Origin of the sequence: Listeria tempestatis (genome assembly GCF_963575625.1) — a bacterium.
GTDB classification, from domain to species: Bacteria; Bacillota; Bacilli; order Lactobacillales; family Listeriaceae; genus Listeria; species Listeria tempestatis.
The window spans coordinates 304,636-318,355 of record NZ_CAUYTK010000003.1 but is presented as its reverse complement, the minus strand read 5'-3'; the positions used below and the strand labels follow the sequence as shown (position 1 = coordinate 318,355).

General features: G+C 39.6%; 9 protein-coding genes and 1 tRNA gene. 9 read left to right on the top strand and 1 reads right to left on the bottom strand.

Annotated elements, in window-relative coordinates:
* Window positions 1-40 precede the first annotated feature (40 nt).
* The 5 genes from R8923_RS06415 to R8923_RS06395 all read left to right on the top strand — a co-directional run bounded on the left by R8923_RS06415 (window position 41) and on the right by R8923_RS06395 (window position 5,089).
* Window positions 41-1,552 carry an ABC-F family ATP-binding cassette domain-containing protein gene (locus R8923_RS06415; protein ID WP_485871926.1) on the top strand — a complete coding sequence of 504 codons (1,512 nt, stop codon included), beginning with the start codon at window positions 41-43 and terminating at the stop codon, window positions 1,550-1,552.
* Window positions 1,553-1,595: 43 nt separating this feature from the next.
* Window positions 1,596-2,033: an SRPBCC domain-containing protein gene (locus R8923_RS06410; protein ID WP_485871925.1), complete on the top strand. Its 438-nt coding sequence runs from the start codon at window positions 1,596-1,598 to the stop codon at window positions 2,031-2,033.
* 225 nt (window positions 2,034-2,258) lie between these two features.
* Window positions 2,259-2,822 carry an alkyl hydroperoxide reductase subunit C gene (ahpC, locus tag R8923_RS06405; RefSeq protein WP_485871924.1) on the top strand — a complete coding sequence of 188 codons (564 nt, stop codon included), beginning with the start codon at window positions 2,259-2,261 and terminating at the stop codon, window positions 2,820-2,822.
* A 2-nt stretch (window positions 2,823-2,824) separates the two neighbouring features.
* Entirely contained in the window at window positions 2,825-4,354 is a 1,530-nt protein-coding gene (ahpF, locus tag R8923_RS06400) for an alkyl hydroperoxide reductase subunit F (RefSeq protein WP_485871923.1), read from the top strand.
* Window positions 4,355-4,687: 333 nt separating this feature from the next.
* Window positions 4,688-5,089 (top strand): DUF805 domain-containing protein, encoded by a 402-nt coding sequence (locus R8923_RS06395; RefSeq protein WP_485871922.1) that lies wholly within the window; start codon window positions 4,688-4,690, stop codon window positions 5,087-5,089.
* A 255-nt stretch (window positions 5,090-5,344) separates the two neighbouring features.
* Here R8923_RS06395 and R8923_RS06390 read toward each other — a convergent pair.
* Window positions 5,345-5,435, bottom strand: a tRNA-Ser gene (locus tag R8923_RS06390).
* Between the two features lie 148 nt (window positions 5,436-5,583).
* Between R8923_RS06390 and R8923_RS06385 the strand changes: the two genes are divergently transcribed.
* The 4 genes from R8923_RS06385 (at window position 5,584) to R8923_RS06370 (ending at window position 13,654) form a co-directional block, all read left to right on the top strand.
* Window positions 5,584-6,498, top strand: a complete 915-nt coding sequence (locus R8923_RS06385; RefSeq protein ID WP_485871921.1) for an aldo/keto reductase — start codon at window positions 5,584-5,586, stop codon at window positions 6,496-6,498.
* A gap of 227 nt (window positions 6,499-6,725) precedes the next feature.
* Window positions 6,726-8,678: a heavy metal translocating P-type ATPase gene (locus R8923_RS06380; protein WP_485871920.1), complete on the top strand. Its 1,953-nt coding sequence runs from the start codon at window positions 6,726-6,728 to the stop codon at window positions 8,676-8,678.
* A 68-nt stretch (window positions 8,679-8,746) separates the two neighbouring features.
* Window positions 8,747-8,965, top strand: a complete 219-nt coding sequence (locus R8923_RS06375; RefSeq protein WP_485871919.1) for a lipopolysaccharide assembly protein LapA domain-containing protein — start codon at window positions 8,747-8,749, stop codon at window positions 8,963-8,965.
* A 129-nt stretch (window positions 8,966-9,094) separates the two neighbouring features.
* Window positions 9,095-13,654: a SpaA isopeptide-forming pilin-related protein gene (locus tag R8923_RS06370; protein ID WP_485871918.1), complete on the top strand. Its 4,560-nt coding sequence runs from the start codon at window positions 9,095-9,097 to the stop codon at window positions 13,652-13,654.
* Window positions 13,655-13,720: the final 66 nt, after the last annotated feature.

Sequence of the window (13,720 nt, the reverse complement as noted above, 5' to 3'; positions counted from 1 at the left end):
ATGCTTCCTGTTTTTATTTTGGTTTGAAGAGGAGATTAAAATGAGTATTTTAGAAGTAAGAAATTTGACACAAAGTTTTCCAGACCGTTTGCTCTATAAGAAGGCGGAATTTAGTATCTTTAAAGGGGAACACGTTGGTGTCGTAGGTCAAAACGGTGCTGGAAAAAGCACGTTATTACAAGTTTTACTTGGACAGCTTTTGCCAGACAGTGGCAACATCAGGTGGCAAAAAGGCTTACAAATTGGGCATTTAGACCAATATGCGGAAGTAGACGGAGAACATGACGTTGAAGCTTATTTGAAGCTCGCTTTTTCTGACTTTTTTCATAAAGAAGAAAAGATGAATGAGCTATATGCGACTGGTGACGAAGAAGCAATTGAAATGGCGGCGAAAATCCAAGAAACACTGCTCCAAATGGATTTTTATGGGATTGACCAGAAGATTGTGAAAGTGACGCAGGGGCTTGGAATTGATGTGTTTTTAGGGCAGAAGGTGAAAAGTTTAAGCGGCGGTCAACGCGCCAAGGTGATTTTGGCGAAGCTACTCCTTGCTGCGCCAGATATTCTAATTTTAGATGAACCGACCAACTTTTTAGATGAATTCCATATTAAGTGGCTTTCAGGCGAATTAAAAGCTACAAAGGGAGCTTTCATTGTGGTGTCGCATGATCAGACGTTTTTAGAGGATGTGACGACGCATATTTTAGATGTTGAATTTGGGACAATAAAAAAATATACGGGAAGCTATAACGCGTTTTTACAACAGAAAAAACATCTACAGGAAGCTTATACGCGTGAATATACAAAACAGCAAAGGAAGATTTCGGAAACGGAAGCGTATATTCGAAAAAATAAGGCCGGTGTTAATTCTAAAATGGCACGGGGGAGACAAAAGCAATTGAATCGACTGGAACGGATTACCCCTCCGACATCACACGAAAAACCTCGCTTTACTTTTAAAGAAAAAATGGATGTAGTTAGTGGCGAAAGTCTTGTTGTATCAAAACTTTTGGTCGGATATGAGAGTGCGCTTTTAAAAGAGATTGATTTTCGTTTGCATGCCGGTGAAAAGCTTGTGATTACTGGGTTCAACGGTATTGGGAAGTCGACGCTTTTGAAAACGATTCTTGACAAAATACCAGCGCTTTCTGGAAAAGCTGTTTTTGCTAAAAATGTGCGTGTTGGTTACTTTGAACAGGACCTCATTTTCGAAGCACCAGAAATGACGCCCCTTACCTACATTAAAAATAAGTTTCCTGAAAAAGGGACAAAAGAAGTGCGGCAAATTTTAGCGCATGGCGGCATCCGCTCTGAGTTTGTAGAACGCCCAATTATAACGCTTAGCGGAGGCGAACAGGCGAAAGTGAAATTGACGGAGTTGCTGCTTTTGGAAACGAATTTTTTAATTTTAGATGAACCGACCAATCATTTGGATGCGCTGGCGAAAGAAGCGCTTAGAGAGGCCCTTCAAGTGTATGGCGGGAGTTTACTTTTAGTATCGCATGAAGCTGATTTTTATAAAAATTTAGTAGACCGCGAATTAAAGTTGTGAGGAAGAATAGATTTTATTACAATAGAAGAAAAGGGGGAGTCTTATGCAAGCCAATGTAAGTTTACTAATAAAAAAACCTGCTGCAACTGTATTTCAAGCCTTTATTAATCCAGAAATTACAACCAAGTTTTGGTTTACAAAAAGTTCAGGAGAGTTAGTTGCTGGTCAAAAAATAACATGGGAATGGGAAATGTATGGTGTTTCCGAAGAAATTTTAGTTTTAGAAATCGTTCCAAATGCGCGCATTCACATTCGCCATGCTAACACGAAAGAAACGGTTTGGGAATTTGAAACTTATTCAGAGACGGAAACAATCGTTAAAATTCAAAATGGTGAATTTGATGAGCTGCATGAAATAATTGATGCAACGGAAGGTTACACGCTCGTTTTAAGTGGATTGAAAGCTTATTTAGAACATGGGATTATGTTGAACTTAATAGAAGATAAGCATCCAAATGCGCGCATTGATAGAGAAAAATAATTAGCTAATTGATAAAATGGTAAAAATATCACAAATTTAACTTATGTTTTCACAAACTGAACATGGCTTTATATCAAGATTTCAAGCTGGTGTAAAGCTTAGAATGTTCAGTTTGTATTTATTTTTAGTTTATAAATATTATAATTTACTGTTGACATCTGTCTAAAATCAGTTGATAATTTAAGAGTGAGCAATCACAAATTAAAGCTTTTAGGAGGAAAATATATGTCATTAATTGGAAAAGAGATAGAGGAATTTACGGCGAAAGCATTCCACCAAGGTGAATTTATTGATGTTTCATCTGAAAACTTTAAAGGAAAATGGAGTGTGGTTTGTTTTTATCCAGCAGATTTCACATTTGTTTGCCCAACGGAGCTTGAGGATTTGCAAGACCAATATAAAACACTTCAAGATTTAGATGTAGAAGTTTATTCAGTTTCTACTGATACACACTTTACACATAAAGCATGGCACGATTCTTCAGAGGCCATCGGAAAAATTGAGTACATAATGATTGGCGATCCATCACACACCATTTCAACGATTTTCGATGTGTTGGACGAAGAGGAAGGCTTAGCAAATCGTGGGACTTTTATTATTGACCCAGATGGTGTTGTTCAAGCTGTAGAAATTAACGCAGATGGTATTGGTCGCGACGCTAGTACTTTAATTGATAAAATCCGCGCAGGTCAATATGTGCGAAACAATCCAGGCGAAGTTTGCCCAGCGAAATGGAAAGAAGGCGCTGAAACACTTAAACCAAGCCTTGACCTTGTAGGGAAAATCTAAAGATGGCTTTGGAAAAAGAAATCAAAGAACAGCTAGCGGGTTATCTGGAATTACTTGAGCAAGATATTGTGTTAAAAGTAAGTGTCGCATCAGATGAAAACTCAGAGAAGCTGGCAGAATTCGTAACAGAAATCGCTACGATGTCGCCTAAAATCCACATGGAAAAAGCGAGTCTTCCGAAAACGCCTAGCTTTAGTGTCGAACGCGTTAATGAAGATATGGGTGTCGTTTTTGCTGGCATCCCACTCGGGCATGAATTTACTTCATTCGTATTAGCGATTTTACAAGTGAGCGGTCGCGCACCGAAAGTGGACGAGAAAATCATTTCGCAGATTAAAAAAATTAGTGGAACGTTCCACTTCGAATCTTACGTTAGCCTAACTTGTCACAACTGCCCGGACGTTGTTCAAGCACTCAACATCATGAGCATTTTAAACCCAAATATTAGCCACACGATGGTTGAAGGCGGTATGTTTAAAACGGAAGTCGAAGCGAAAAACATTATGGCGGTTCCGACCGTTTTTGTAAACGGTGAGCCATTTGGAAACGGCCGTATGACAATCGAACAAATCGTAACTAAAATTGCTGGTGCATCTGACGCATCCGAGTTTGAAACGAAAGAACCGTTTGATGTCCTCGTTATTGGCGGCGGGCCGGCTGGTGCTAGCGCGGCGATTTACGCGGCTAGAAAAGGCATTCGAACGGGTATCGTAGCTGAAACTTTCGGGGGCCAAGTTTTAGAGACTTTAGGCATCGAGAATGTGATTGGAACGAAATATACGGAAGGCCCGAAACTTATGGCACAAGTGGAAGAACATGTGAACGAGTACGATGTTGACGTGATGAAATCCGTTCGTGTAGCAAGCCTTTCGAAAAACGAACAAGTAGAAGTAACACTTGAAAATGGTGCTGTATTGACGAGTAAAACCGCCATTATTTCAACGGGCGCTAGATGGCGTAATATTGGCGTTCCTGGCGAACAGGAGTTTAAAAATAAAGGTGTAGCATACTGTCCGCACTGCGATGGTCCTCTTTTTGAAGGGAAAAAAGTCGTTGTAGTGGGTGGCGGTAATTCGGGAATTGAAGCCGCAATTGATCTTGCGGGAATCGTCAAACATGTGACGGTGCTCGAATTTATGCCAGAATTAAAAGCTGACCAGGTGCTACAAAACCGCCTATACTCCTTACCAAATGTAACGGTGCTGAAAAACGTCCAAACGAAAGAAATTACGGGCGACAGCAAAGTAAATGGCGTCACATATGTGGACCGCGAAACGAACGAGGAAACACATATTGACGTGGAAGGTGTCTTCATTCTAATTGGTCTGGCACCAAACACAGAATGGCTAGAAGGCACCGTAGAACGTACGAAAATGGGTGAAATTATAGTAGATAAACGTGGCGCGACAAATGTGCCAGGTGTATTTGCTGCCGGTGACTGTACGGATAGTGCTTACAAACAAATTATCATTTCGATGGGATCAGGTGCGACAGCTGCGCTGGGTGCGTTTGATTATATGATTCGGAATTAAAAAACATAGCAGGCATATTTATGCCTGCTATGTTTTTGCGGTTGTCAGAATCAGACAGATAGTAATATACTGGAAAAATTCATCTGTTGTCATGTAAGTGGATAATATAACGAAATAAATGTTCACGAGCGCTTCAATCGCTTTAAATCTATGTATCGTAAAATAGGCGTCTTGAATTTGGGTAGAAAAACTTGACTTATAAAATAGTAGTAAAAGCTTATCTTTATCTATGCGTTCACTAATTAATCGTTTGGCGACTTGATAAAATATTGCTACTTGATTTCTTTCAGTTATAAAAAGAATTTTAAAATACAACAAAAAGGGGCTAACAACATGACATTTTTTAAAGGACTACAATCGTTTTGGGTTAATTTTGCGAATTTCAAGGGAAGGGCAGGTAGAATGGAGTTCTGGTGCAATTTTATTTTGTACTATGCAATTGGAAGAACATTAGGCTTCTTTTTAAACGAGTCACTAATCATTCTTATTTCGCTTAGTGTGTTTGAGCTTATTCTATTTATTCCGCTTATTGCGTTAATTGCGCGCCGCTGTAATGATGCGAGTGTCGGAAAAGGCTATAAAATAACAGTGATTACAGCTTATATCATCGTCAGTTTCCTTCCACCAATTACGGACATTCTTTTTTTACTTTTAATTATTGCAAATATTTTTGTAATCGTATCTTTTCTTATTATCGGTACAAAGCCTTCGGAAAAGAAGGATGAGAATTTATAAATGTTTATTTTAAATAACTCGAAATCACAAAATATGGATAATGATCTTAAGAATAATAAAAAGTATTCTGTTAAAACAAAAAGCCTTGAAAATTCAAGGCTTTCAGACTGCAGACAAACGGCAATCTTCGTCGTTAAACCCTCCGTTCCGAGGTTCACGTACTCGAGTACGCTCCACTTCGGTACTCGGCTTTGCCTAGAATCTCACCATTTGTCAGCAGTCTGATTTTGCGTGGGTCGTTTTGTTTTGTGCGAACGGAGAAACGGGGATTCGAACCCCGGCGCGAGTTAGACCCGCCTAACAGATTTCGAGTCTGTCCCCTTCAGCCGGACTTGGGTATTTCTCCACGACAAAAGTTATTGTATAATAAAACACTTTAAAAAGCAACTGCAAGTTGTTTAAAATAGGGGATTTAGCGAGTTTTTTTATTAAAAGGTGATATCGTTTTCATGAAGTGGTAAAATGAAACTATCATAATTAAAGAGGTGGATATATTGGAACAGTTAAAACTTGGCGGCAAACTCGCTGCACCTAGTATCGCAATTGGCTGTATGCGTATGGCTGATTTATCAGTTGAAAAAGCAGATAAAGTGATTCAAACTTCTCTTCAAAATGGTTTAAACTTTTTTGATCATGCGGATATTTATGGTGGCGGAAAATCGGAAGAAATTTTTGCAGAGGCGGTTCAAATGGCTTCGGTGCCACGTGAAAAACTTATTTTACAATCGAAATGTGGAATTCGAAATGGCTTCTTTGATTTTTCGAAGGAACATATTATAAACTCGGTTGATGGCATTTTAAAACGGTTGCGTACGGAGTATTTGGATGTCCTGTTACTGCACCGTCCGGATACGCTTGTTTGTCCCGAAGAAGTAGCGGAAGCTTTCTTTGAACTTGAAAAAAGTGGGAAAGTGCGTCATTTTGGCGTAAGTAACCAGAATCCGTTACAAATTGAGCTTTTGAAGAAATATGTCGAGCAGGATTTGCTTGTGAATCAGTTGCAACTTAGTATTATGCATACGGGCATGATTGATGCCGGGCTGAATGTGAATATGACGGTTGACGCTGGTGTTGTTCGTGATGGTGGGATTTTGGACTATAGTCGTTTAAATGATATGACCATTCAGGCATGGTCGCCGTTCCAATACGGCTTTTTCGAAGGCGTGTTTTTGGATAACCCGAAATTTCCGGAGTTAAATCAAGCAGTCGACAAATTGGCGGAAAAATACCAAGTTTCAAATTCTGCAATTGCTGTGGCTTGGATATTACGCCACCCGGCTAAGATTCAAACGGTGCTTGGAACGATGAACCCAGAACGTATTGCAGGAATTCGAAAAGGCGCAGATATTGAACTGTCACGTGAAGAATGGTACGAAATCTACCGTGCAGCAGGAAATGTATTGCCATAATAATTTTAAAAAGCCATAGAATATGTTTTTATGGCTTTTTTTATGAGGTTAAGTAAAATGTTATGAAAGATAGCTCCTTATATTGAAATACCTTAACAAGTTTAGTATAATGAAGTTGAAAATAATATAAATGTATTGTAAATCTGTTTCTCACACTAGTGGGAGCAGATTTTCGTGTTTTTTAGGGCAACGAAAATGATTCTCAAGTAGAAAGGACGTGGGTGAAAATGCAAAAATTAAGAGAAAATATCGCTTTTATCGCAACAGCAGTAAGCGGGATACTTATTCTGATTGGCTGGCAACTTGAAGGTGAAATTTCGGACACTAGCATCGCGATAATTTTTATAACAGCATTCATCATTGGCGGATTTGAGCAAGCAAAATCTGGCATTTTGGACACTGTTAAAACGCATAAGTTGAACGTTGAATTATTGATGGTGCTGGCTGCTACAGGCGCTTCTATCATCGGATATTGGCTAGAGGGGGCTGTCTTGATTTTCATTTTCTCACTAAGCGGGGCGCTCGAAACTTACACGACAAACAAAAGCAAGCGCGAGCTTACGAAATTGATGGCTTTAAAGCCCAAAACCGCATTTCTACAAGGGGAAAAAGGAGAGTTGACAGAAGTGCCCGTCAGCGACCTAGCAATTGGCAACCTCATTTTAGTTCGCCCCGGTGAGCGCGTTCCAATTGATGGCGCCATCTGCGGCGGGGAAACGACTGTGGATGAGTCCGCGATAAATGGTGAATCGATGCCAAAGGAAAAAGCAAATGGCGCTGATGTGTTTGGCGGGACCGTCAATTTGACTGGAGCCATCACAGTTTCCGTCAGCAAAACGGAAGGAGAGACGCTTTTTAGCCAAATTATTCAAATGGTGCAGGACGCCGAAAATCAGCCATCTGAAACCGCCGCTTTTATTGAGCGCTTTGAAGACAAATACGTCAAAGCCGTACTCATTTTAGTTGGCATCATGCTGTTCTTACCGCATTTTGCACTCGGTTGGACGTGGAATGAAACCTTTTACCGGGCCATGGTTCTCCTAACCGTCGCCTCGCCGTGCGCACTCGTTGCCTCTGTTACACCCGCGACACTTGCCGCAATTTCAAACGGAGCAAGACACGGGATTTTGTTTAAAGGGGGCGTTCACCTTGAGCATTTAAAACGCGTTCGTGCGGTAGCTTTCGATAAAACGGGCACCCTAACGCGTGGAATGCCCACCCTCACCGATTTTATTGTAGAAACGGAAGACCAAGCTGAACTACTAAATGTCGCCTATACGCTCGAAAGAAATTCTACTCACCCGCTAGCAAGAGCGATTTCAGAAGCACTAGGACGCCGAGGCGCCATCTACTTGTCCGATTTAGTGACCGAAGATGTACCTGGATTTGGTGTTCAGGCCGCTTATGCGGGTCATAACTGGAAAGTCGGCAAAGCCCGTTTTATAGGCGCAGAAAATACGGCCAAATATGCAGATGAATACGCCGAAAATTTAGCCAAAGAAGGGAAAACTATCGTTTATGTAGCAAAAGACAATGTTGTTGTTGCGGTACTTGCGCTTCGAGATGAGGCACGCATCGAGGCTTACTGGGCGATTTCTGCGCTTAAAGCGGAAGGGCTAGAAACGGTTATGGTGACAGGAGATAACGAGGAAACGGGTCTTGCTATCGGCTCAGAAATCGGCATTGATTATGTTATCGCGGGTTGTTTGCCAGAAAATAAGGTTGCCGTAATGAACGATTTAAAAGCCTCTTACGGTAGCGTTTGTATGGTTGGTGATGGTATTAATGACGCACCCGCGCTTGCACATGCAACAGTCGGGGTTGCGATGGGGGAAGGCACTGATATTGCGATGGAAGCTGCGGATATAGTCCTTATGAAAAATGATTTAGAAAAATTAGCGTATGCACGAAAACTTTCAGCACGACTTTCCCGTATTGTTAAACAAAATATTTTCTTCTCGATTGCGGTGATTATTTCACTCGTCATTTTAAATGTATTTCAGTCCATTAATTTGCCTTTTGGCGTCATTGGGCATGAGGGTAGCACAATACTCGTCATTTTAAACGGCTTGAGGCTGCTTATAAATAATCGGAAGCCTAAAAAACAAATAAATCGAGAAGCCAAAAAAGGAATACAACCTAAAATCTATGTGCAGACTACCACGAAAAACTTGTTTTAAAAAGAACGTTTCTAGCTGTAAGAAAAGGGAAAAGAAGAGAAGAATAAATTAAAAAAGGGGGCTACAACATGGAAGATGATTCCAAAAAAATATCCATAAGGCTCATCGTCATATGTATTATCATTGCGCTTGTTGTTTTGTTTATGATTCTTAACCGAGAAAGTGTCACGATCAACTTATTATTTGGTAAAATGACGATTCCTCTCTTCATGGTCATAGCTATTTCTGCAATTTTAGGTTGGCTTGTTGGCTTTTTAGTACCAAAAGTTAGGAAAAAAGAAAAATAAATATGGCTTATTAAGGAAAAAGATTCGTTCATGTGAATGGGTCTTTTTTTGTTTCGTTGGTGAAAGGGCGGGGAATAACTAAAATAGATTTTTTTTATTTTAAAAAATATATTTAGGGGGGGAATTGGTTTGAAAAAGGCCTTTTATTTGTTGTTTAGTTTTCTGCTTATAACGCAAATGTTTTTACCGTACATTGTAAATGCTGATTCGGAAGAAGAAGGGGTTCGTTTACTTAGCATAGATCAGCAAGAAGAAGTAAATGAAAAGAATCAAGTGACATTTAAACTGACAGCACATGCAAAAAATAGTGAAATACAATCAAAAAGTGAAACAATTTCGGTTTCTGAAAATTTTTCGCTACAAGAAGCAAATGAGGGAGCGATTTTAGATTCAAACAATCAGGCGGTTGGCACTTATGAAATTAAAGGCAATCAATTGCTATTTGATATACCAAAAGAGTTTGACTCAGATATTTCGCTTGTGGTTTCAACCACTTATTTAGAAAAGGAAACTGTGCCGGATAAAGACAATATTGATTTTTCAACAAGTCTAAATCATTTAAACAAAGAAGTTTCCCTTTATCAAGAACCTGCTAAGCCAAATGAAAGTGAAGCGGAAACGCCAAATGTAACAGGTGATTCGGAACAAGTAACACAAAATGAACAAACTGAGAGTGATACAATGGCTTCTACTGAAAAGCCTGAGCAAAGAGCAGTTGCTGCAGATGAGCCACAAGATGTAAAAGACATTTTTGAAAGTCTTGGCTATCCCGCGGAGGACTCAACGATTCTAACAGGGATGGAATTAACTTATTTTGATGCAGATGGAAACCCTGTTGACGAACCAACTGTTGATGATTACGTCCATTTTAAATTCACATGGGCGATACCAAATGATGTTGGTGCAGAAATTAATGCAGGGGACTATTATACTTTTGTGTTACCAGATACGGTAAAAGTATCACAAAATCAAACTATATCGCTTGATCCATATGCGAATGTTGAAGTGAATACGGACGGGACGATAAAATTTATTTTTACTGATGCTGTTCATGAAAATTCCAACGTGCACGGAACTTTGGAATTTGATACACAGCTAAATCCAGAAGATATTGATGGACCTGGGGAAATTACGATTAAAATTCCTTTTGAAGATAACATCCCTCCAGTTGACATTAACGTTAAACCTGCTGTAGATAGTACAATTGAAAAAAGTGGGCACTTTGATAAACAATTAAATCCAGATTTTATTTACTGGCAAGTGGATATTAATAAAGCGCTTGATACAATTAATCAAGCTGTTGTAACAGAGAGTTTTCCACCAGGTACAACCTATCAATCTGTGGAAGTTTATAAAGTAAAAGTGGATTTATACGGGGAAATCTATCCGGGAAGTGAAGAGCTTGTCACTTCGGGCTATATTGTGGATGCTTCCGGTAATGTGACGTTCACGACACCAATTAGTGATGCCTACCGCTTAGAATATACAACAAAAATTGATGAGGACGCAAAACCTGAAAATGGCGGAAATAAGACCTTTGAAAATACGGCTGTTTTAAATGCAGACGGGACGGAGCTTCCGGCTAAAGCATCTGTTGCGAGTTCATACGGAGTACTCTTAACGAAACAGGCAAGTAACTATAATTCTGATACACAAACTTCGGAATGGACTGTCAAATATAACTACGGTGAAAAAACAATTGCGAAAGAAGATGCGACACTGCACGATGAATTTGGGGATAGTCGCATGAAACTTGTAGATGGTTCTATGGAACTTCATGTGATTACATTTAATCCAGACGGTTCGGAAGTTCAGGGTAGGCAACTCATTGAAGGTGTCGACTATAGAATTGAAAATACAAGTAACGGATTTGATATTGTCTTTCTACATGATATTGACTATGCTGTGAAAATTAAATATCAGACACAACTAACGGGATTTGTTGATGACAATGTGACGATTAATAATTCCATCACTACAGATACTGGGGATACGAGCAATTCCTCAGGCGGTATTGTGCAACAAAATGTAATTAAAACGCTTGGAACGGTTGATTATGATGCAAAAGAGGTTTCTTGGCAGATTGACATTAATAAAAATCATTATATGATGACCAATTGGCAAATGACAGATGAACTGAGTCCGGGTTTGACTCTCGTACCTGAAACGTTTGTTATGGTAGATAATGTAACAGGGAATACGCTTGTTGAAAATGAGGATTATTCTTTAGTTTATGATGAACCCAATCTTCAATTTACAGTTAAATTTTTAAATACGTACGCGGCGGGAACGGACCATGATTTCCGTATTACGTATAAAACGATATTTAATACGAGTGTGGACGGAATTGATGATCCAAATCGGATTTTCCCTAATACAGCTACAACAACTTGGACGGATGAAAATAGTGACACTCATACGAGTACTGATGGAGCAACTTTTGATCCGAATGATCCAGCCAAATATGATGGATTTAAAAACGGGAGCTATAATGCAACGACTTCAAGAATTACTTGGTCAATTGGAATCAATTATGACTCAAAAGAACTAAAGAACGCTACGCTAGTTGATCCGATTTTAGGAAATCAACAATTTGTGCCAGGATCAGTTAAAATTTACCATTATACAGTAAACCCAGATGGCAGTGTTGAAAAAGGAGATGAGGTCGACAACTACGGTGACTTCACCATTATTGAGCCTTCTGATATTAATAATCAAACGCTTACGGTTCGATTCCCGGATGAGGAGTCTGCGGCATATATTGTTGAATTTAAAACGTCACTAAATGGTGAAGTTATTCAGCCAACTTATGATAATGACGCAACATTTACAAACGGCGATGCCGCGCCGCACCACTTAACGGCTGAGGTTTCTATCCAAAATGGTGGAGATTTTGTAAATAAAACGGGCTATCAGGATGAAGAGGGGTTTGCGCACTGGTCCATTACTGTGAATCCAAGTGGTTCGACGTTAAATGATGTGGTTGTAACCGATCATCCGTCGAAGAATCAAGCAATAGATAAGAATTCGATTGTCGTGTATCGAACGATTGTAAAACCAGACGGGACGATTGTTAAAAATCCATATTTACCGTTAGTTGAAGGAACGGATTACTCGGTTTCTTTAACAACTGACCCAGCAACTGGAGAGCAGGAATTGCAGATTGAATTTCTACATCAAATTAAAGCGCCTTATATTATTGAATATCGTTCTTTTGTATTTATAAGTAATGCGCCTGAGCAAAAGCTTACAAATGACGTTACGGTAAACGGGAATAATGATGTTACGATTAATGATGGTGCGGATACGACCGTCGATGTGGTAGTCATAAACGGTTCTGGAACCGCTGTTGGCGAAACAGGTGGCATTAGTTTCCAAAAAGTTAACGACCTTGGAGAGCCGCTTACGGGAGCGAAGTTTGTACTTTGGAATAAAGATAAAACGATTATTCTTAGAGAAGGAGCAGTAGATGCAAGCGGCGTGTTGACTTTTGGTAATTTGCCATATGGCGACTATATTTTGCAAGAAATTGAAGCACCTGCTGGATATACGATTAGCGATGAGCTTCTAAATGGAAAAGTTGTCACAATTGATGAGGGAACAACAGCGGGAACAACACCAATTGAAATTGTGAACAATCCAAATAAAGTCATTCTTCAAAAAGAGAATGATTCTAGTGAGCCTTTAGTTGGCGCAGAATTTAAATTGGAGCAAAACATTGCAGGTTCATGGAGTACGGTTCAAACGGACGAAGAACTAAAGACGGATTTAAATGGACAACTTGAAATTGATGGGCTTCTACCAGGAGATTATCGGTTGACGGAAACCTATGCTCCGGCAGGCTATATTTTAAATACGGAACCTATCTTATTCACGGTTTCAGAAACGGCTGAAGGTCAAATTCCAGATATTACGCTAGGGCCATTCATAAATTATACAGGTAGCATTGAAGCTGTGAAGCAAAGCGAATCTGGACAAATTTTACCCGGAGCAATCTTTGAAGTGAGAGATTCTGAGCAAAATCTAGTGAAACGGGTTATTTCTGATCGAAATGGGCGAGTTTCAGTAGATAATCTAGCTCCTGGTGAATACAGTTTAATTGAAGTTCGTGCCCCTCGTGGTTATATTAAGAATACGACACCGGTCACATTTACGATTCCTAGTGAGTATTCAGGTGACCCGGGTGTGATGCAATTAGATGCGCTCGTGAATTACCGAGGAAGCGTTGAACTTCTGAAAATAAACGATTCCAAAGACCCGCTTTCTGGTGCTATTTTTAGTTTATATGAAGAGGACGGGACTCTTGTAAAAAGCAATTTGGTGACGGATAAAAACGGTGTCATCCAAATCTCAAATCTTTTGCCGGGGAGCTATTATTTTATCGAAACTAAGGCACCAAATGGCTATGTTCTGGATGAATCAAAAATTCAATTTAATATTGTAGCTGAAGCAGCAGGAGAGCCTAAACGAATTGAACTAACAGCTATAAATCAGGCGAATGAAAATACGAATGTAACCCCAGCAGATCATACGAATAGCGGCAATTCCAACCGCACATCTCATTTAGATTTCACAAAACTCCCTGAAACAGGGGATACAAGTAGTACGAATTGGTGGCTAATTCTAGGTTTGCTACTTGTTAGCTCAGCAGGAATATTTGTGATTAGAGAATATCGGAAGGATAGTTAATCAAGTTGTTAAAATACCCCACTATGCTAACTCGGTTTAACGATAATGCATAGTGGGGTGTTTTTA